Raw genomic sequence first — 21,511 nt, 5'->3', positions numbered from 1 at the left:
CGTGCTGCCTGCGGATTTCTTTGGGCGTCACGCCTGATGCCCGGTCAATCTGCCGCGCGGCGGAAGGGCGCCTTGGGGACCGACTGCGCGGGCGCCACTTGCTATGCTGAGCGTGCCCGTCCCCTCCCAATTCATTGCGGACTTCGCCACACGCCGTGCCGTCTCCCATCGTCGATGTCGATCAGCTGCGCAAAACCTACCGTAGCCTTTCCTTATCCGGACGGCGAACGGTCGAAGCGGTCCGGGGCGTGTCGCTGCAAGCCCGCGCCGGGGAAGTCTTCGGGCTGCTGGGCCCCAACGGAGCGGGGAAAACGACGCTGATCAAAATGCTGCTGGGCGTCGTCAAACCGTCCGGGGGCTCTGCGTCCTTGTTCGGCCAGCCGATCGGCAGCGTGGCGGCACGCACGCGCGTCGGGTACCTGCCCGAATCGTTGCGTGTGGATCGACACCACACGGCGCGTTCGGCCCTGCGTTACTACGGCCGCATGAGCCGCATGAATGGCTCCCAGATTCGGGCGCGCAGCGAAGAATTGCTGCGGTTGGTTGGCCTGCTGGGCCGAGACCGTGAATCGGTGCGGCGGTTCAGCAAAGGCATGTACCAACGACTGGGATTGGCTCAAGCACTGATGCACGACCCGGACCTGCTGGTCTTGGACGAACCGACCGACGGCTTGGATCCGGTCGGACGCAACGAAGTGCGGAAGGTGATTGAACAGTTGCGTGATGCCGGCAAAACGATTTTCCTGAACAGTCACATCCTGCAGGAAGTCGAAATGGTTTGCACGCGGGTGGCGATCCTGGCCGAAGGTCAGATCCGCGCGATCGGACCGATCGGCGAATTGGCGCACGGCGAGGACCCTCGCGTGGTGGTCGAAATCCCCATCGCCAAAACGGTCGATGACCGCGACTCCGCCCCCGGCAGCCCCGCCTCGGAACCCTCCTGGTCCGAAGTCTTCGGCGCGGAAAAGTCGGACACGATTCACAGCAAACGGCTCGGCGCGGCGTTCCAACTGACGATCCCCGCCGCCGACCAGAACGAAATCAATTGGATTGTCGATCAACTGCGGCAAGCCAATCATTCGATCTCGCGGCTGCAGGTTCATCGCGAAACGTTGGAAGAGACGTTCATTCGGCTGGTCGGCGACAGCAAGGGGCTTGTTTCATGAGACCGTATCTGGCGGTGATCGCCGATTCCTTTCACTCCGCATTGGCTTCGCGAATTCTATGGATCGCCTTTTTGGCGATCTGGCTCTTTTTGGCCGCCCTGGCCCCGATCGGTTACCACGAGGATTACACGACGACGTTTCGTTGGTTCGACCTGGACAACGGGACGCAGCTCAAGGCGATGCTGGCCCGCGGATTGGTCGACCCCAAAGAGGCCGACACGGCCTTGGGCCGGATCGCGAGAACCTTCCCCGCGGAGATCAAACGACAACTGCGTCAAGTCGCCGAAGGTGACGACGTCCGAATCGACAAGAGTGCGTTGGCCGATTCGCTCAACGAAGCGATGGACGACGAATCCTGGTACGACCCGGATGCCTGGAGGTCGACGGTCCGCTTGAGAGAGCTGCGGGAATTGGATGAGCTGCCCGAAGACCAGATCTCAACGTCGCAGCGTCGACGTCGTGCGCGGCTGCGAATTGAAGCGGCGTTGCCGGGCGTCTTTGCAGCCCAAGCGGCACGATCGATCACGCTCTCCTACGCCGGGTTTGACTTTCCCGCTGTGTTCTCGATCGGCAAGGACCAGTTCGTGGCGCTGGTCAACCAGATCGTCGTTCCCGTGTTGATGAACTGGTTGTTGGGTTTCGCGTTAATCTTTCTGGGCATCCTGGTGACCGCGTCGATTGTTCCCGAAATGCTTCAGCCCGGATCACTGCACCTGCTGCTCAGCAAACCGATATCGCGGACGTTGTTGCTGCTGTCGAAGTTCTTGGGGGGATGCGCGTTTGTGTTTTTGTGCGTGTGCCAACTAGTGATCGGTCTGTGGCTGATCGCCGGCTTTCGATTGGACATATGGAACGCGCGCATTCTGTGGTGCATTCCGGTCGCGGTGTTTCTGTTCGCCGTGTTTTTCAGTGTTTCGATGTTTGCCGGGTTGCGGTGGCGTTCGGCGATCCTGTCGATCGGCATCACGTGCATGTTCGGCGCCTTTGTGATGGTGATCGGATTCATCGGAGGCTACTTTGACACCCTGGTGCGGGGACCCGATCGCGTCAGCCAGTTGGCTTTCAGTGATGACCAAGTCGTGATCTCGACCCAGGGCGGCGGATTGAAACGCTACGACCCCGCGACCAACAGGTGGCGGGAGCTGCTTGAAACGGAAGGCCATCGTCGCGACTTGATTGTTCCGCCGATTCAAATCGCCGACGGGGCGATCGCATCGGCACGCATCCGCAACGGTCGATTCAATCTTTACGGCAGCGGATCGTTGGACTTGCTGGTTTTGGACGTTGCCAATGATTGGGAGCCGAAGCCCAGCTTGCGGCTTCCGATCGGAACACGACGCCTGTTCAAAATCGATGATCGCTTGGTGGCCCTGAACAACACCGGATTGATGGCCACTCCGATCAAAGCCGCACGGGACGCGATCGATTTCGCCAGTGACTCTGAAGACAGTGACTCTGAAGACAGTGATTCCGAAGACAAAGAATCGCAGGACAGTGATTCCAGCGTCGATGCTTCGACCGATGCCGATCGCGCGTCCGCCGGGGAAGAACAGCCGGCGGGTGACGCTGCTTCTTCGTCGATCGGCGTGACCGCTTGGATTTCCGACCTGCTCCGGATGCAGGGCGGTCCGACCGAAGATTTTCAACCGATCCTTCCCAAGCAAGTCACCCTGACCGAACCGGTGCGGGTCACCACGGTTCCCGGAAGAAGTTCCTTGGTCATTTACACACGCGGACGACTGGCTCACATCAGCTTTGGTCAAGCCGCCGCCGGCGATGGCGATCTGGACTCGGCAACGGTTGTCCGTTCAAGCTTTGCGGACGGGGGTCGCGTCGTCGCCGATGTGATGTTGCCGGGCGACGATTCGCGTCAAGCGGTTTTGGCGGCGTCGGACCAGGTCGTGTTGGTCGCTCGCGAAGACCAACCGGTTCGATGGATCGAGCTGTCAGGATTGGAGACCGTCGCTGAGGCGGAACCGCCCGAATCACAACAGGTGTTGTCGATGACCGCCCTCGGATCAACCGGTCAATTTGCCATGCTGACGATCGACGGTCGCTGCCACGTCGGCTGGTGTGACGGTGACACGTTGAAGTACCAGACGCTGCCGTGGAGTGACGTCGCGGCAATCGACTTCCAGGAACAAACCGGTCAGCTGGTCATCGCCCATCACATCGACCAGGTCGACTTTGTCACAGTCGACTCGGGCAACTCGGGCGGAACGGTTGCGACCAAGGTGGTACGTACCATTCGCCCGACCTTGACCAGTTGGCGAAGCGTCGATCGCTACCTGATCACGCCGCTGCGGATGTTGACGCCCCAAACGGGGGAACTCAGCGACACGGTTTCCGCGTTGGTCAGCGGAAAGTCGTCTTTCGTCCTGGGCCAAGCGGACGCCGATCAACAGGAGGTGATTCGACTAAAAATCGCCCGGCCGGTGCTCAGCTGCAGCGTGTTTCTGGTGGTCATGCTGACGCTGTCCTGCATGTATTTTTCCAGCCGTGACTTCTAGTTGGCCAGCGCCACCTTCAATCAAAGAGCGGCAGCCGCTAGCCGCCGGTTGAGGCGAGAAGACCCGCGGCTGGCGCTTCGCGGCTCACTTTTCAGACTGAGCCTAATCGGCGGATCAATCTAGGCTATCATGTTCGCACGGTCCTCCCCGACGTGGACGTCAGTCCGTCCCGACGCGGGCGGCCGATGATTGCCCCACCACTCTCCCACCTCGACGACAACATTGCCGCGATGAACAAAACCTTTCCCGCCTTCGCTCTCGCTCTCGCCACGCTGCTGCCATGCGGCGCATCGGCAGACTCACCGTCCACCTTTCAGCCGATCTTCAACGGCAAGAACCTGGAGGGCTGGCACGGTCGCCCGCACTTCAGTCCGATCAAACTGGCAGAAATGTCAGCGGAAGAGCGCAAGGAAAAAATGGCCCAGTGGCAATCCGATGCCGAGCAGCATTGGAGCGTTGAAAACGGCGAACTGGTCAACGACGGCAAGGGCGCTTACCTGGTCACCGACAATGATTACCGGGATTACGAACTGAAGCTCCAGTACAAGACGGTTGCCCGTGCCGACAGCGGGATCTACCTGAAAGGAAACCCGCAGGTTCAGATCTGGGATTCGACCGACCCCAATAAGTTTGACATCGGTGCCGACAAGGGCAGCGGCGGACTGTGGAACAACAGTGCGGGAGCGCCGGGCAAGGATCCGCTGGTGCTTGCCGACAAGCCCTTTGGCGAGTGGAACGACGTTCGAATTCAGCAAGTCGGTGCCCGAACCTCCGTTTGGCTGAACGGCAAGCAGGTCGTCGACCACGCGATCATGGAGAACTACTGGGACCGTGACACGCCGCTGTTCGTCGAAGGCCCGATCGAATTGCAGACCCATGGCGGAGAGATCCGCTGGCGGAACATCGAACTGCGTGAACTGACTGTCGACGAAGCAAATGACATCCTGGCATCGCACCAGGCCGACGGGTTCGAGTCCATTTTTGACGGCAAGAGCCTGGCCGGCTGGACCGGAGCCACCGACAGCTATGAAGTCGTCGACGGAGCCATCCGCTGCAAGAAAGGCACCGGCGGCAACCTGTTGACCGAGAAGGAATATGGCAACTTCGTCGTCCGCTTGGAATTCCGTCTGCCGCCCGGCGGCAACAACGGCTTGGCAATCCGGTCGCCGCTGAAAGGCAACCCCGCCTACGCCGCGATGTGCGAACTGCAGGTGCTGGACAACACGGCCGAAAAGTACCAGAACCTGGATCCTCGACAGTTCCACGGTTCCGCGTACGGAATGGCCGCGGCGACGCGCGGGTACCTGCGTGATGTCGGACAGTGGAACTTTCAACAAGTGACCGTCGACGGCAGCCGAATCACGGTGGAGTTGAACGGCACCGTGATCCTGGAAACCGACTTGTCGGAGGTCACCGACTTCATGGCCGACAGCCCGCACCCGGGCAAGGACCGCGCCGAAGGCCATTTCGGATTCGCCGGACACGGCGACCCCGTGCAGTTTCGCGGATTGTCAATCCGCAGCCTGTAGGCCACACCGTCAGGAGCCGGCCTGGCGTTGGGCTCTGTCTGGAAACTTGTCGCCACGCTCACCAGAGCGTGGTTTTCCGCCATCGGTCGGAGGCCGGCGACGCGGATCTCCAGAGTGATCCGTTAGCCCCCGATGTCCCCGTTCTTTGCCCTTCCGGGGTGCCCGGACGCGGGCGGGGGCTCGTTGTGGATTGGGCGTGAAACTGGTATCCTTTGCGGCTGCCGAATGCCGCAAAAAACCGGCTTTTTTCCGCCTTTTCCCCTCCACGCTAGGACACCACGTTGGCAGACGAGAACAACGAAAACGGCCAGGACGAAGACAACTCGCCGGGCGACCTCCCGGAACCGCAAGGCGAGGGTGAGGGCGGCGGCAATGGCGGGGGTGAAGGGGCACTCCGGATGATCGATCTGCCGATCGAAGACGAGCTCCGGGAAAGCTACCTGACCTACGCGATGAGCGTGATTGTCAGCCGCGCCCTGCCGGATGTCCGCGACGGCTTGAAGCCCAGCCAGCGGCGGATCCTGGTCGCGATGAATGACCTGAACCTGGGCCCGGCCAGCAAGCGTGTCAAATGCGCCAAAATCTCCGGTGACACCTCCGGTAACTACCACCCGCACGGCGAGTCGGTGATCTACCCGACGCTGGTCCGCATGGCCCAAGAATGGAACATGCGGTGCCTGTTGATCGACAAGCAGGGGAACTTCGGTTCCATCGCCGGCCTTCCCCCGGCGGCCATGCGGTACACCGAAGCCCGATTGTCGGCCGTCGCTTCGGCGATGCTGGACGATCTGAAGCTGGACACCGTCGACTTCATCCCGACCTATGATGAAGCGCGGAATGAACCGACCGTGTTGCCGAGCCGTTTTCCGAACCTGTTGATCAACGGGTCGGGCGGCATTGCCGTGGGGATGGCAACAAGCATCCCACCGCACAACCCGACGGAAATCTGCGATGCGGTGATCCGGTTGATCGATCACCCGGAAACCTCCATCGACGAACTGTGCGAAATCGTTCCGGGGCCCGACTTCCCGACCGGCGGCATCATCTGCGGTCGGGCCGGCATCCGACGCGGCTACAAGACCGGTCGCAGCACCATCGTGGTGCGGGCAAAGGTCCGCGTCGAAGAGATGAAGGGGAATCGCCACCGCATCATCGTCTCGGAAATTCCCTACCAGCAGTACCGCGATCGCGTGGTTGAGAAAATCGCGGCCTTGGTCAATTCCGATCGGATCAAAGGGATCTCGGGCATTCGCGACGAATCGGACTTGAAAGAGCCCGTGCGTTTGGTGATCGAACTCAAACGCAACGAAGACCCCGACGTCATCCTGAACCAGCTGTACCAGTTTTCGCCGCTGCAGGACACCTTCTCGCTGATCTTCCTGGCGCTGGTGGACGGCAAACCGCGCGAATTGACGCTGAAGGAGATGCTGACGGAGTTCATCCGGCACCGCGTCACGGTGATCCGCCGACGGACTCAGTTTTTGCTGGCCAAAGCCCGCCGCCGAAAACACACGGTCGAAGGCCTGCTGTTGGCGTTGGCCAATATCGACGAAATCATCCAAACGATTCGCACCAGCCGCACGCAGCCCGAAGCCAAGGAGCGGTTGATGGGCATTCAATGCCCCGCATCGATGATGCAGCGTGCCCTGGGAGACGAAGGCTTTCGACAGTTCCAGATCGAACGTGGCGAGAGTGACACCTACACACTGACCAGTGTCCAGACCGACGAAATCCTGAAGATGCGTTTGGGCCAGCTGGTCAATCTGGAACAGGAAAAGCTGAGCGAAGAGCACAAACAGTTGCTCGAAGAGATCACCGACTACCTGGACATCCTGGGCAGCCAGGCCCGGGTCTATGGGATCATCAAAGACGACCTCGAGGAGATGAAGCGTCGATTCGGCGACGCGCGACGCACCCAGATCAGCAATGAAGAACTCGGCAACATCGATCTGGAAGATCTGATCACCGAAGAAACCATGGTGGTCTCGATCAGCCACGAAGGCTACATCAAACGAACCCCCGCCAGCGTCTACAATTTGCAGCGTCGCGGCGGCAAGGGGCTCAAGGGCGCCAAGACCGACGGTGAAGACCCGATCGAGCACCTGTTTGTTGCCAGCACGCATGCCTACCTGTTGTTCTTGACCACCACCGGCAAGGTGCGTTGGCAAAAGGTGTACGACCTGCCGCAGCTGCCGCGTGACGCGCGGGGCCGAGCGATCGTCAACCTGCTGGCACTGGAACCGGATGAAAAGATTGCCTCCTGTCTGGCCGTCCGGGATTTCAACCAGGAGGGTTACTACGTGGTGATGGCCACACGCAGCGGCCTGGTTAAGAAAACTCCCTTGGAGCAATACAGCCGCCCCAAACGCGGCGGAATCATTGCGATCAAGCTGCGTGATGAAGACGAACTGGTTTCGGCCAGCGTCATCGGCCCGGGCGACGAAGTGGTCCTGGTCACCGCCGGCGGAATGGCGATCCGGTTCCAAGAATCCGACGCCCGACCGATGGGTCGAAACACCTCCGGCGTCAAAGGTATCAGCCTGGTGGACGATGACACGGTCGTCGGCATGGTCGTCGCCGAACCCGACGCCACCCTGCTGACCGTTTGTGAAAAAGGCTACGGGAAACGCACGTACTTTGGTCCCAGCGCCGGCGATGGCGAGAACGGCGACGACGACAGCGAGGGCGGATCTTCTTCGGCCCGTTACCGGACACAACGACGCGGCGGAAAGGGATTGCGCGACATCAAAACCAGTGCCCGCAACGGCAAGGTGATCGCCATCGCGCGGGTCGATGACCAGGACGAAGTCTTCCTGATGACGGCCAAAGGAAAGCTGCAACGGATTTCGGCCAAAGACATCAGTGTCATCGGCCGCAACACGCAGGGGGTGCGGATCATGAACATTGATTCGGACGACACCCTGATTGCCGCCGTCCGAATTCCACCCGAAGAGAATGCTGAGGCCGAAGCGGAGGCGGCGGCCGACGCAGCCGATGCGGCCGAGGCCGCGGCCAGAATCAATGAAGCGGCAGCGTCCGAATCGGAGAACCCCGATTCCGGCGAACCGAGTGACGGCGATAGCGACGACGTCTGAAACCGTTTCCCGACGGAACCGAGTCGCTGACCGACGTATCGGCCCAGCTTGCGAACCGAGTCGCTACGCTCGCCAGAGCGTGGTATTCCACCGCGAACGCGACGGCAGCGACGGGCTTTCGCCCCGTCCGCCCGCGTCGGTCGCATCAACGATCACACGGCGGACGCCAGCGGAGACCGTTAGAATGAAGGCAGTCCCGAGGACCGTTTGTCACGGTCTTCGGATTCCCCACGACGGTCCATGGAGGCACGGTGATGAACGAGCTGACTTCGGCCGCAGGCAAATCCGGTGATCAACCCCGCGCCCGTCGCGTCACCGCGAATGTGTCGATCGGACAGTACCTGATCCAACGGCTGCAGGACTACGGGATCGACCACATGTTCGGGATCCCCGGGGACTATGTGCTGTCCCTCTACAGCGAACTGGAAAAGAGCCCGATCAACATGATCGGTTGCACCCGAGAAGACTGTGCCGGTTTCGCGGCAGATTCGTACGCGCGGCTGAACGGGATGGGTGCTCTGTGTGTGACGTACTGCGTTGGCGGGCTGAGCGTCTGCAATTCAATCGCGGGGGCTTACGCCGAAAAATCACCCGTCGTCGTCGTGACGGGATCGCCGGGGCTGAAAGAACGCACCCGCGGTGCCCTCCTACACCACATGGTTCGCGACTTCCGCACCCAGTACGAAGTCTTCGAAAAGTTCACCATCGCCGGTTCCGAACTGTCCGATCCATTGACCGCGTTTTCCGAAATCGATCGGGTCCTGGATGCTTGTGACCGATTCAAGCGCCCCGTGTACTTGGAAATTCCCAGAGACATGGTGCACGTGGTGCCTCCGGTCGCGCATGGTTATCGCGGAGTCGTGTACGAGAACGACCAGGAAGCCACCGCCGAAGCGGTGCGTGAGACCCGGCAATTGCTCGAGTCAGCCCAAAAGCCGGTGATCCTGGCCGGCGTGGAGGTGCACCGATTCGGTTTGCAAGACGAATTGCTCCGACTGGCCGACACCGCCGGGATCGCGATCGCAACCACGATGCTGGGTAAGAGCGTGATCAGTGAGCGACACCCGATGTTCATCGGTCTGTACGAGGGAGCATTGGGAGACCAGGCGGTGACCCAATTTGTCGAAGAAAGCGACCTGGTGCTGTTGCTCGGGGCATTCTTGAGTGACATCAATTTGGGGATTTACACCGCCAACCTGGATCCCACCCGTTGCGTCAATGCGACCAGCGAAGAACTGCGGATCTCTCACCACCACTATCACAACGTCAGCCTGCGAGATTTTCTGCGGGGACTTTGTGAAGCTCAATTGAAACCGGCCAACCGCCCCATTCCCGAATCGCTCTCGAAGATCCATACCGCCGCGATCGATAGCGAACCCGGCGACGGAGGCTTGCGAACCAGCTGGATGATCGGCCGGCTGAACCGAACGATTGACGGCGACACCATCGTGATCGCCGATGTCGGCGATTCACTGTTCGCCGCAACAGAACTGGTCATTCATGAACGCGGCGAATTCTTGAGCCCGGCGTACTACACGTCCATGGGCTTCAGTGTTCCCGCGGCACTCGGCGCCGCCACGGCGCGTCCCGACCACCGTGTCGTCGTGCTGGTCGGTGACGGAGCTTTCCAGATGACCGGACAGGAGTTGAGTACCTTGATTCGCTACCAGCACAACCCGATCGTGATCGTGCTGGACAACCACGGCTACGGCACCGAACGTTATCTTCACGCCGGCCAGTGGGAATACAATGAGATTCAGCCTTGGGATTACGGCAAGGTACTGGGGGTCTACGGCGGCGGACGGAGCCATCGCGTGGCAACGGAACTGGAATTTGAAACTGCCCTCCAGGAAGCCTGGCAGCAATCGGACCGGCCCCACCTGATTCATGCGGAATTGATCGAGGGTGACGCCAGCAACACGCTCCGTAATCTTGCGGAGCGGATGGGAGAAAACGTGGCTCGGCGTCCGGTGACGTGATCGCGTCCAGCAATCGGACGATGGATTTGGATGGAGCTCCGGAAGCCCGCCGCCCAGCCACAAGCTTGCGCCGTTTTCCGAGCGAGGAAAACGACATGGGTCCGGTCGCGATGCGACGACAGCCCACTCCTTTTCGGTGCAAGCCGACGAAGCAGCTGCAAAACTGCAAGACCTGCCACAAAAGGATCGTTCCGTGACTGAACCGTTAAGCTCCCCACAGCTGGATGAATTACGTGCCGACCTGCGAGACGGCCAGAAGTTGGCCGCGATCAAACGCTACCGCGAATGGACCGGTTGCTCGCTGATCGACGCCAAGCACTTCGTCGACGCTCTGCAATCGCAGGGCGCTACCGGCGAAGTTTCTCCAACGTCCAGCGACGCGATGGAGGAACTTTCGGACGACCAAATGGATCAGGTCCTGGACGCGATTGAACGCGGTGAAAAACTTCGCGCCGTTAAGCTCTACCTGACCTTCACCGGCAAGTCCCTCCGGGAATCAAAGGACCTGGTCGAATCAATCATCGACGAGTTAGGCGTCGGTGGGAAAGGACCAGACAATCGGACCGGCTGCGCGCCCGCCGTGCTGCTGTTGTTGGTCCTGGGAAGCTTGCTGTTCTGGTGACGACGGAAGATGTTGGCCACCGAGGTTATCGAGATCACCGAGGGCGAAACTCACCACCGAACGACGCGGACGCTCGACGCCTTCCTCGGTGCGTCGCCTCCTGGGAGGAAGGAAGCGTTTACAATGTCAACGCTCGGTCGACCTGCGGGTGACCGCTGGCCCTCCTTCTCATCTGGTCTTCGATCGTTGGATGCCGCCCATGTCACCGTCTCAGCACGCACCCACCGATACATCCGCATTGATTGCGTTCAGCAAACGATTTGCCCCGTTGCCGGGCGCGTGCCTGGCGCTGATCGTGGTGCTGGGGTTGGTGGGCTTGGCGTGGGAGCCGGCGGCGATTGCGGCCACGGTCTTGGGCATTGTGGCGACGATCGCCTTGGTGTTTGCCGGACGAATTGGCATCGTGATCGCAGCCTGGCGCGACAAAACGGCCCAAGGCCTGCTGTCGCTGTTTGTCCCGATCTATGCCTACTACTACGCATTCACCCGCAAGGGCGCGGCGCTCAACAGCGTCGTCGTTCTAGTATCCGCATTGATTCCGGCTTTGGCGACGATGTTGGTTTTACAGATGACGTATTCACTCTATTCTCCCGCGGGACGCTCCGCAGCGCGACAACAAGCTTCACAGCAACGTGCCGACCGCATGCGTGACATGATCCTGCAACGGGAATCCGATTTCGCCGACGACGCGGAATTGGTCACGGCAACCTATCGGATCGCCGGCAACGTTTCGCGGGCGCCCAACGCCGACACCGTCGAACAACTGCTCAGCGAGTTCAAAAGTTACGTTCCCAAGTCCGTGACGCTGGATCCGGTGGCCAGATCGCTGTCCTTTCAATATCGCGGTCCCGACAATCTGCAGTCCCAATACGGTCTTTACTTAGCGTCACGAACGGGAATCGTTCTGCTGCCGGCGGGTCCCTAGCCAGACAGCGCCACGATGGGTAAGCCGCGCAGCATTCGCCACGGAATTTCTCGCCTAAACCGGCGGCTAACGCCTTGCCGCTCAATGCACTGTGAAACACGGTGTTTTTGATTGAAAGTGGCCCTGCCCAGCTAAGCATTGTCTGAAAACGAGTAGCTACGCTCGCCAGAGCGTGGCTTGGCAGTCTTGCCACCGTCTTGCGAGCGTCGCTGGACGTTTGGGGACACAGCCTGGCGGGTGAAACGGTCCCCGCGTCAGAGTCACGCACGCCGTGATTTGATCGATGCCAACGTCATCATCCGTACGGCAGACGTAGAATTCCCTGCAATCAGACTCTCCGCAGTTCGCCCCGTCGCTAAACGTGGTCCATCTTTCCAAAGTTTCTTTTGGAATGAAATGACTGGCACAGTCATGGCACGCACGGTGGGACGAGGTGGTGATGATCGTGAAAACGATGGAGAGCACGATCGGGGATTCAGCCATCCTTGCTCCAGAAACGTCCCTGGATCCCACGGATTGGCAGGACTTTCAATCGCTGTGTGAAAGCGAATTATCTGCGTTGATCAGTCACCTGTCGGGCGCGACCGACCGCGTGGCTTGGCGGGCGGTGCCCGAAGACGTCAAACGATCTCTGGCTGAACCGCTGCCGATGGAACCTCAGGGTCCTCGTCAGGCGTGCGAGTCGATCCGCAAAAACATTCTTCCCTGGACGCTGGGCAACACCCACCCCCGGTTCTTTGGGTGGGTCCACGGATCCGGGACGCCGGGCGGCATGCTTGCCGAGATGTACGCCGCAGCAATCAATGCCAACCTTGGCGGTCGTGAACACGCGCCGGTTTACGTCGAACGGACAGTCATCGATTGGTGCCGTCAAATCTTCTCCTTTCCGGATTCCGCATCCGGATTGTTGCTTAGCGGAACCTCGATGGCGAACCTGGTCGCCTTGGCAGTCGCTCGCCAACATCACGCCCCCATCGACATCCGCGAGGAAGGCGTCGCGGCGCTCCCGCAACCGATGATTGCCTACACGTCGGCCGAAGCACATTGCTCTGTGGCCAAAGCGATGGAAACACTGGGCCTGGGGCGACGCAACCTCAGGCGGATCGCTACCAACCAGAATCTGCAGATCGATCTCGATTCGCTTCGGCAGACCATCAAGACCGACCGCGCTCGAGGGCTGTTACCGTTCTGCGTCATCGGATCCGCCGGCACCGTCAACAGCGCAGCCATTGACGACCTTGCCGCGCTGGCAAACCTCTGCGAACAGGAACAACTTTGGTTCCACGTGGACGGCGCTTTTGGCGCCCTGGCGATGTTGAGTGAAATCGAACAACCAAAGCTGCGGGGAATCGAGCGTGCCGACTCGCTGGCTTTCGACTTTCACAAATGGATGCACGTGCCTTACGACGCCGGGTGTCTGCTGGTCCGCGATGGTGAAAAACATCGTCAAGCGTTCAACACCCAGGCGAACTACCTGGCAGAAGGACTCGCCGCCTCCGCCGGTGCCCCCTGGTACTGCGAGTTCGGGCCGGAGCTTTCCCGAGGTTTCCGCGCGCTGAAGGTCTGGTTCACGATCAAAGAACACGGCTTGCGGCGGTTGGGCCGGAAGATCGGCGACAATTGCCGCCAGGCACGCTATTTGGCACAGCAGATTGAATCAAGTCCATCGCTGGAGCTGCTTGCTCCGGTTCAACTGAACATCGTCTGCTTTCGATACAAGCCGCCGGGCTTTCCAACGTCCCAGTTGGATCGACTGAACATCGAGTTGGTCGCGGCGATCCAATCCAGTGGCGTCGCGGTTCCTTCATCGACGCGGATCAACGAACGCGTCGCGGTTCGAGTCAATCTGACCAACCATCGCACGCGGAAGGAAGATCTGCTGGAATTCCTGAATGCCGCACTTCGGCTGGGTCCGTCCGTCGCCGAACGGGTCTTAGCGTCCGATTCGGGAGCGCCAATGTGAATGCGAATCCTGAAGAATTCGGCACCGATCCGATTGAACTGCAGCGACGCCTGAACGACGTTTGCAACCGGACGGAGCTCCGCCCGTTGCTGCCCCAGCGATCGGTTGGCTACGTCCCCAGCTTGGATCTGCCTTTCCTGGTTGACGACCAGGGAAGCATCTTGATGAGCAGTGACGCGCTGGCGAATCCGGTGTCAGCGGCCGTCGTGCTTCGTCAGGCGATTGAACTGTCGATTCTGTTGCCGTTCATTTCCTCGTCCTCGCCTTGCGATGCAGTCACGGCGGCCTGGTTCGCGCTGACGACGGCCAAGAAATACGCCAACTTTCACTTTTCGCATCAACAACTGCGTGCGGCCACACTGCCGGCCTATTTCAAACAGGATGCGCCCGCCGCAATCGACCCGCTCGGGACTGCAGCACCGGAAGTGAAACAACATCTAAAATCTTTGCTGCCTTTGCAGGGGATGGACGGTTCGTTGATCGATCGAATGTCGTCCAGTGATTGGAACGCTTTGAGTGCCCGCGCCACGTCCTTTGGCGCGATTGCCGGACCGACGGAATACCTGATCACGACCGGTGGTGACACGCGATTGAGCATCAGCCCGGACAGCGAGTTCTCACGCTATGGATGCCGGCGAACGCCGAACGTCGATTTGGTGTCCTTCGGATCTTCCACCGCAACCGCGATCACCGCGCAGGATCTGGAGGTTTGCGAAAGGCACCGACAATCCTTCGTCCATTCCGCCTTCGAAACACGTCTTCCCCAAGCAGCCGCCAAGCTGGCCGGGCGAATCAAACGAGAAATCCTGACGTTCTGCGTCGGCTCGGATCCACGGAACACCTCGGTGTTGCTATGCAGTTCCGGAACGGATGCGGAGTTGTTTGCCAGCTGTCTGGTTGCCGAGGCACTGCCCGGTCCGGTCACCAATCTGGTGATCGCACCGGCGGAGACGGGCAGCGGCGTCACGCTTGCCGCGGCGGGATGCCACTACGACAACCGAACGCCGCTTGGCACCAAGGTCCGCAAAGGCGAATCGATTTTGCCACCGCAACACGCGGCGATTGAAGTTTGCACAATCCCCTGCCGGGACCGACGCGGCACCCTGCTGCCACGTGGCGAATTTGAAGCCCGGATCGTACAGGCGGTCGACCGCGCTGTCGCATCGGGAAGTTGCCTGCTGCACGTTCTGGATGCGGCCAAAACCGGTTGGAGTGGTCCCGACATCTCACTGGTTCGGCAGCTGCGAAACCGCCATGGCGATAAGTTGGCCATCATCGTCGACGCTTGCCAGATGCGGAGCCCCAAACGCTCGCTGGCGGAGTACTTGCAACTGGGTTGCCTGTTGCAGGTCACGGGTTCCAAAAGTTTTGGCGGTCCACCGTTCTCTGGCGCCCTGCTGGTCCCGGAACCTTTGCGGCAGAAGTTCGCGAAGTTGACGCAATGTCCGCCCGGCCTGGGCGACTATGCGACGCGTGTCGACTGGCCACGCGATTGGGGCGTCACCGATCAGACACTGAACGTGGATTACAACATCGGGCTGTTGCTGCGCTGGTCGGCGGCCACACGACAGATGCGGCGTTTCGCCGAAGTGCCGGCATCGATGCGGGTTGAAATCTTGTCGACGCTGGCGAAGACAATTCGCTCCTGCATCGCCGATTCGCCCGCCGTGGTTCCGGTGTCATCCGTTCCGGCTTCTCTGCCCGCTCGGCCGCAACGAACATCGCCGGGTCCGACGTCCTGGGATCAGGTGCCGACCATCTTTTCGTTCCGACTGCGTGGCACCTCCGCGGGATCCAGCACTTTTCTCTCCCATGCTGAGATGAAAAGTGTTCACCGTTGGCTGAATCAAGACCTCTCCCAAATCGCCGAAAAGCTTGGCGATGCGGACGAAAGGGAAATCGCCGGTTCGATTTTTCACATCGGACAACCGGTCGAATTGTGTGCCGATCAACGAGATACGTTCAGCGTGCTGCGCGTCAGCACGGGCGCCCGAATTGTCTCGCGTATCTATCACGACCTGTCGCGCGGCCACAACGTCGCGGCCCGTCTGCAACGTGAGTGCGATCAGATTCCAAAGTTGTTCGCCAAGCTCGATTGGATCCTCCGCCGCTGGGAACAACTCGAAGCAGCCGATTCGGCCACTTCGACAACAACGACCGACACCGCGGCGCCTTCCCAGCCCACCCGTTCAAATCCCGTCTTCAAAGCCTGAATCAGGAACCCTCCATGACCCTGCCAAGTTCGGTCTTACAGGCCCCGAAATTTGTCGAAGATCTGACCCGATCGAAGAAAACCGTCGACCACGCCGTCTGCATGCAGAACGCGATGAAAAGCGGTAAGAACATCGCGAGCCAGATGTGGGAGTTTCTCCGCCTATCACGTTGTCCGGGACAGCTGAACCTGAAGGACTACTTCATGTACCAGCTGTACGACGACGACCGTTTCACGTTCAATCAGAAACGCGAATTCGTTAGCGAAAGCTTCTACTTCCAAATCATCGAGAAGTGTTGCGATCGACGCTGGTGGATCTTGGCCGATGACAAGTTCTGGAGTTACAAGGTCTTCGAATCCAACGGCTTTCCCGTGCCGGAAACTCAAGCCGTGGTGTGCGTCGGGAAGCGCGCTTTCGGGGGCGTCAAAAAGATCGCCGATGTCGAACAACTGCGGCGGTTCTTTGAATCCGAAGCCCGCTTTCCGATCTACAGCAAACCCATCGACGGGATCGGAAGCTTTGGGAATTTCCTGATCCAAGGCTATGACGACGGTGCGCTGCGTTTGCATGACGATACCGCCATGAGCGTTGAAGATTTCATGGGGCAGATCGATTCAAAAAGCGGGCAACTGCTGCAGACGATGCTGACGCCTCACCGAGATCTGGAGGACATCAGCCGACGTGTTTCGACGATCCGCGTCATCCTGATCATCCGCGATGGCGAAGCGAAGATCCTAAGCACGGTTTGGAAAATTCCCGCCAACGAAAACATTGCCGACAATTTCTGGCGAGACGGCAACCAGTTGGGCGCGGTGGAGGTGGCCACCGGAAAAGTGACGCGTGTGGTCGGCTACCAAGACGGGACGCCACAGGAAATCCCCAGCGATGCGGAAGCGTCGCGTCAACTGGTCGGACGCCAACTGCCCGATTGGGACGCCGCCATGGACCTGTGCCGCCGTGGAGCCGAACACTTCTTGCCGCTGAAATTCCAGTCGTGGGACATCGCCCTGACTGACGACGGCCCCGTGGTCGTGGAACTCAATCCAGGATCGGCCTTCCTGCTGCCTCAACTGGCCGAGGGCAAGGGCTTCTTGACCGACGAGTTCTATGACTTCCTGCAAGAGTGCGGCTGCAAGCTGAAAGCCCGTTCCTAGTGCTTCAACGGCTCTGCATTTGTGGGCCAATTCCGCCTAGTGTTTTCGCGGTAGGTCAGGCTGTGCCTGACGAGGGAAAATCCAAGCCCCCACCGGCGGCTAACGCATCCAATCAATCGTACAGTGCCGATCGCTGGTCATCGCGACGGCGTCGGCCGGAATGCCCACCGACTGCGCCGCCTGACGCATTTCCTGCAGTGTCAGTGCGGCATGCAGCGATTGACGCAGCAGTTGCTGGGCGTACTCGCTTTCCTGTCCGGCGTGCAGATTCACCAGGCGTTCGACGTCCTCCGCCGTTTCCGGACGCACCAGATCTCGGATGAACAACCGGCCCTGATCGTTCATCAATCGGACCGCCTGCCGGAGCGCGTCGACGGGCTCCGCCAAATGGTGCAACAAGGTGTTGGAGATCACCGAGTCGGCGGACCCCGACTGGAATTCCGTCAATTGTTTGCAGTCGGCATGTTCCAGTTGGATGCGTCCGGTCGCCCCACCCAGTTCGATCTCGATCTTGGCGGCCTCCAGCATCTCGATCGACATGTCCACGCCCATCACCTCGACGTCGCTGAGTCGCTGGCAAAGCAGGATCGGGATTTGCGCCGTGCCGCACCCCAAATCCAAGACGCGCGGCCCAACCTTACCGCCCCGGACCAGATCATCGACAAAGGCCGTGTTGACCTCCAAATGGTCCATTTCCATGTACTCCTGAACTTCCTGTTCGGAATCCATCACTTCGGTTTCAAGGGTTCGCGGTAGCGAAACGTTGCCTTCGGTCATTGTTTAATTGCAGCTGGGGGACTGGATGAGCGATGTGATCGGACAGACGGACAGCGCCGTATCCGTTTGCGTGGGATCTTCAGCTCCGCCACCGTTTGACGACGGGGCTCCCTCGAGCCTTGCCAATCAGTGGACTTCAAGCCGGACCTGTTCTTGCGGCGTGGGACGATCCGATAAAGCCGATTTCAACAACGCCGGCGACGGGGATCCTGGTTGACCACGAGCGGATCAACGGTAGCGTATCGACTGGTCCCCCGGCGTTCAAACCGGCGTGGACGCGTTTCCGATCGCCAGAAACACGCAGCGCCGCTCCATAGCCGTGCCGTGGCCCCTTGAATCCAGGATGCTTCCGATTGATGAATGCTCCCTTTGAACCCTTTCCCGATGTGCCCACCCTGCAACAGGCGGTGACCGATGCATTCTGTGACCTGGTGAACGAAACCGTGGCTCAGCGAGGCACGTTCAACGTCTCGCTTTCCGGTGGCTCGACTCCCAAACGTGTTTACGAATTGCTGTCCCAACGTAACCTGCCCTGGGACGCGATCCACTGGTTTTGGGGCGACGAACGCAACGTACCGCCGGATCATCCCGACAGCAATTTTCGGATGGTCAAGACGGCGCTTTTGGATCAGGTCCCGATCCCCCAAGCCAATCAGCATCCCGTCCCGGTCAACGTCGATGATCCCGATGACGCCGCCCGGCAGTACGAGCAGACGCTTCGCGAACACTTCCAGACCGGATCCCCGGAGTGGGATTTGGTGCTGCTGGGAATGGGCGACGACGCCCACACGGCCTCCCTTTTTCCGGGCACCGACGCGTTATCCGTCCGGGACCGGTGGTTCGTTCAGAATTGGGTGCCGAAGTTCGATGCGTTTCGCTACACGCTGACCTACCCCGCCATCGAGAGCGGACGCAACATCTGGTTCCTGATCACGGGCCAGGCTAAGCGGGACGCGTTGCAACAGGTCCTGCAGGGGCCGGCCGATGCGGACCGCTACCCGTCCCAAAAAATCAAGCCGACACGATGGTTCGTATCGGCTGATGCGTGTCAGTAGAGAGGACGCTCGCCCACCAAGCGTCACACCGTCGATGAGATCGACGCTCGATCCCGGATCCTGGCCGCTCCTTGAAGGTCCTTGATTGAAGGTCGCAGTGCGACGGCCGGATCCGTTGCGAAACCGGTCAGGATTCCTTGGTTTCGGAATCGTCCGATTCGGCCGCTTCTGGTTTTGATTCCGCGGCGGCGCCGGCTGCCACCGGCTCCCGATCTTCCGATTCGGGTTGCTCGTCAAACGACGGGCGTTCGGCTTTGCGGGTGACGCGATCGTTCTTTCCGACCAATTCCAAAATGGCCCGGGTTCCGGCGTCGCCCAATCGTGGCATTGCCAGTCGCAGGACGCGGGTGTAACCACCGGGTCGATCGACATAGCGTTCGGCAATCGTGCCGAACAGGATCGCGGTCGCTTCCTTGTCACCGATCAATTGCACGACGCGACGTTGGGCGGCAACGACGGGCGCCCGAGCGGCGACCCACTTTTGCCAGTCGTCGCTTTCGCGCCACTGCTTGTACTTGTCGCTTCCACGATCGGCATCGCAGGCGTACTTGGCAGCTTCCTCAGCGTGCGGCAGCGACTTTTTCGCGATCGTGATGCACTTCTCGACCAGCGGACGAACTTCCTTGGCCTTGTGCAAGGTGGTGGTGATTCGGCCTTGCACTTTGGGCGCGTTGTCGTCCAATTCCGCGTCGCGTTCGGTCAGGAACAGGGCGCTGGCAAGGTTTTTCAGCATGGCCTTTCGGTGGCTGGGACTTCGTCCCAGTGTGCGGCCGCGTCGTCGGTGTCGCATGACGTTATCGGGTAAGGTGAGGTGACTTGATTGGGACGGGTCGGACCGGGCGGGTCCAACCGGTGACTAAAACATCGGTTGCGCGGGGACACGCATCCCGAGGTGCAGGCCGTACTGGGCCAGTTTTTCGCGAACTTCGTTCAGCGTGGTATCACCGAAGTTGCGAACTTCCAACAGTTGATCTTCGTTGCGTTGAACCAAATCGCGAACGGTTTGGATGTTTTCGCTTTCCAGACAGTTGTTGGCCCGCACCGACAGGCGGAGATCGGCCAGCGACATGTTCAACTTTGCTTCCAGCTGGGCCTCGGGCGATCCGGCACCACCGCGAGCTGCCGAGAAGATGCTCGGCCCCAGTTCGCGGTACTGCACGAACGGGTTGAGGTGCTTGCGGAGGATCTTGGCGGATTCGACCAGCGCCAATTCCGGATTGACGCTTCCGTCGGTCCAGATTTCCAGAACCAACTTGTCGTAGTTGGTCTTTTGTCCGACGCGGGTCTCTTCCACTTCGTACCGCACGCGGGTGATCGGGCTGTACACGGCATCGATCGGGATGATGCCGATCTCGTGATCGACGCTGCTGTGTTCGCTGGAGGGCACATAGCCGCGACCGTTCTCGACGACCATTTCCATCATGAACGGAACGTCTTCGGTCAACGTTGCCAGGACCAGGTCCTTGTTGATGATTTCGACGTCGGAGTCGGTCTGAATGTCAGCGGCACGCAATTCGCCCGCCTTGTCGGACTCCAGCGTGATCACGCGGGTCGCTTCGCTGTGGTTGCGAACGACCAGGCTCTTGACGTTCAAAACGATGTCGGTGACGTCTTCCAGGACGCCCGGGATGTTCGTGAATTCGTGCTGGGCGCCGCGGATTTTGATCTGCGTCACCGCGCTGCCCATCAGGCTGCTCAGCAGGACACGTCGCAGGCTGTTGCCGACGCTGGTACCGAAACCGCGTTCAAACGGTTCGGCGAAGAACTTGCCGTAGGTCGGGGAGAGTGATTCGCGGTCAACTTCCAGGGTGCTGGGAAGTTCCATGCCACGCCAACGGATATGCATCGTTGTGAACCTGTCGATCGGGAGAGCTGTGACGAAGGAGCAATACCTTCGCTGGAAACCACCGGAAAATGGGATAGACGATCACTCCGGCAGGTGACCGTCTTGCTGGGCGACGCTGTTCGACGCGGCTGCGAGTCATCGGGGACATCGCTGCCTGGCGTCCGGTCGCATCCGCGGGGCGTTAGACGCGGCGTTTCTTGCGTGGGCGACAACCGTTGTGCGGGATCGGCGTCACGTCCTCGATCTGCTTGACCTTCAGCCCAGCCGCCTGCAGAGCAGTGATGGCGCTTTCGCGTCCAGAGCCCGGGCCTTTGACACGAACTTCGACGTCACGCATCCCAAACTTGCTGGCCTTTTCGGCTGCTTGCTGGGCGGCACACTGGCCGGCGAACGGGGTGCTCTTACGGCTGCCCTTGAAACCACTGGTCCCGGCGCTCGCCCAGCACAACGTGTCGCCTTTGACGTCGGTGATCGTGACCGTCGTGTTATTGAACGTTGCATGAATGTGCGCGATCCCGTTGGTCACGTTGCGCCGCACGCGTTTCTTTTTATTACTCTTAGCCACACCAAAGCCCTAAAAGACTAAATGAATCGGTATCGGTTGTTGTGCCGCCCGCGGGAAAACGCTTCCGATCTTCAAATCGGCGCGCCGGCCCGGCGTTAAAACATCTTGACTG

General features: G+C 60.1%; 15 protein-coding genes. 11 read left to right on the top strand and 4 right to left on the bottom strand.

Going from position 1 to position 21,511, the window contains the following annotated elements; all coding sequences use genetic code 11:
- Window positions 1–155: 155 nt before the first annotated feature.
- The 10 genes from FYK55_RS21220 to FYK55_RS21175 all read left to right on the top strand — a co-directional run bounded on the left by FYK55_RS21220 (window position 156) and on the right by FYK55_RS21175 (window position 17,156).
- Window positions 156–1,166: an ABC transporter ATP-binding protein gene (locus FYK55_RS21220; RefSeq protein ID WP_390621751.1), complete on the top strand. Its 1,011-nt coding sequence runs from the start codon at window positions 156–158 to the stop codon at window positions 1,164–1,166.
- Entirely contained in the window at window positions 1,163–3,676 is a 2,514-nt protein-coding gene (locus tag FYK55_RS21215) for an ABC transporter permease (protein ID WP_150078560.1), read from the top strand. The genes FYK55_RS21220 and FYK55_RS21215 overlap by 4 nt, the downstream gene beginning before the upstream one ends.
- A 185-nt stretch (window positions 3,677–3,861) precedes the next feature.
- Window positions 3,862–5,205, top strand: coding sequence for a 3-keto-disaccharide hydrolase (locus FYK55_RS21210; RefSeq protein ID WP_390621750.1), 1,344 nt, complete (start codon window positions 3,862–3,864; stop codon window positions 5,203–5,205).
- Between the two features lie 398 nt (window positions 5,206–5,603).
- Window positions 5,604–8,300 (top strand): DNA gyrase subunit A, encoded by a 2,697-nt coding sequence (gene gyrA / locus FYK55_RS21205; protein ID WP_235908868.1) that lies wholly within the window; start codon window positions 5,604–5,606, stop codon window positions 8,298–8,300.
- A 254-nt stretch (window positions 8,301–8,554) separates the two neighbouring features.
- A complete protein-coding gene (locus FYK55_RS21200; protein WP_201743770.1) occupies window positions 8,555–10,279 on the top strand; it encodes an alpha-keto acid decarboxylase family protein in 1,725 nt (574 codons plus the stop codon).
- A 193-nt stretch (window positions 10,280–10,472) separates the two neighbouring features.
- The gene (locus FYK55_RS21195; RefSeq protein WP_150078556.1) at window positions 10,473–10,901 is read left to right on the top strand and encodes a hypothetical protein; all 429 of its coding nucleotides are present in this window, start codon (window positions 10,473–10,475) and stop codon (window positions 10,899–10,901) included.
- A gap of 199 nt (window positions 10,902–11,100) precedes the next feature.
- Window positions 11,101–11,826: a hypothetical protein gene (locus FYK55_RS21190; protein WP_150078554.1), complete on the top strand. Its 726-nt coding sequence runs from the start codon at window positions 11,101–11,103 to the stop codon at window positions 11,824–11,826.
- 439 nt (window positions 11,827–12,265) lie between these two features.
- Window positions 12,266–13,789, top strand: a complete 1,524-nt coding sequence (locus FYK55_RS21185) for a pyridoxal phosphate-dependent decarboxylase family protein (protein ID WP_201743769.1) — start codon at window positions 12,266–12,268, stop codon at window positions 13,787–13,789.
- Window positions 13,786–16,002 (top strand): hypothetical protein, encoded by a 2,217-nt coding sequence (locus FYK55_RS21180; RefSeq protein ID WP_150078552.1) that lies wholly within the window; start codon window positions 13,786–13,788, stop codon window positions 16,000–16,002. The genes FYK55_RS21185 and FYK55_RS21180 overlap by 4 nt, the downstream gene beginning before the upstream one ends.
- Before the next feature lie 14 nt (window positions 16,003–16,016).
- Window positions 16,017–17,156 carry a sugar-transfer associated ATP-grasp domain-containing protein gene (locus FYK55_RS21175; protein ID WP_150078550.1) on the top strand — a complete coding sequence of 380 codons (1,140 nt, stop codon included), beginning with the start codon at window positions 16,017–16,019 and terminating at the stop codon, window positions 17,154–17,156.
- 99 nt (window positions 17,157–17,255) lie between these two features.
- On the opposite strand, the gene FYK55_RS21170 is transcribed toward FYK55_RS21175, so the two are convergent.
- Window positions 17,256–17,933: a class I SAM-dependent methyltransferase gene (locus FYK55_RS21170; protein WP_150078548.1), complete on the bottom strand. Its 678-nt coding sequence runs from the start codon at window positions 17,931–17,933 to the stop codon at window positions 17,256–17,258.
- Window positions 17,934–18,289: 356 nt separating this feature from the next.
- Between FYK55_RS21170 and pgl the strand changes: the two genes are divergently transcribed.
- Window positions 18,290–18,988: a 6-phosphogluconolactonase gene (pgl, locus tag FYK55_RS21165; RefSeq protein WP_150078546.1), complete on the top strand. Its 699-nt coding sequence runs from the start codon at window positions 18,290–18,292 to the stop codon at window positions 18,986–18,988.
- Window positions 18,989–19,115: 127 nt separating this feature from the next.
- Here pgl and FYK55_RS21160 read toward each other — a convergent pair whose 3' ends face one another.
- The 3 genes from FYK55_RS21160 to rpsK all read right to left on the bottom strand — a co-directional run bounded on the left by FYK55_RS21160 (window position 19,116) and on the right by rpsK (window position 21,399).
- Window positions 19,116–19,778: a bL17 family ribosomal protein gene (locus FYK55_RS21160; RefSeq protein WP_150078544.1), complete on the bottom strand. Its 663-nt coding sequence runs from the start codon at window positions 19,776–19,778 to the stop codon at window positions 19,116–19,118.
- A gap of 66 nt (window positions 19,779–19,844) precedes the next feature.
- Window positions 19,845–20,834 carry a DNA-directed RNA polymerase subunit alpha gene (locus tag FYK55_RS21155; protein ID WP_150078542.1) on the bottom strand — a complete coding sequence of 330 codons (990 nt, stop codon included), beginning with the start codon at window positions 20,832–20,834 and terminating at the stop codon, window positions 19,845–19,847.
- 181 nt (window positions 20,835–21,015) lie between these two features.
- Window positions 21,016–21,399, bottom strand: a complete 384-nt coding sequence (gene rpsK, locus FYK55_RS21150; RefSeq protein ID WP_150078540.1) for a 30S ribosomal protein S11 — start codon at window positions 21,397–21,399, stop codon at window positions 21,016–21,018.
- Window positions 21,400–21,511: the final 112 nt, after the last annotated feature.

Origin of the sequence: Roseiconus nitratireducens (assembly GCF_008629675.1) — a bacterium.
In the GTDB taxonomy this organism is placed as follows: domain Bacteria; phylum Planctomycetota; class Planctomycetia; order Pirellulales; family Pirellulaceae; genus Stieleria; species Stieleria nitratireducens.
Note: the sequence above shows the minus strand (reverse complement) of the source record. Positions and strands in the feature narration are given on the sequence as shown.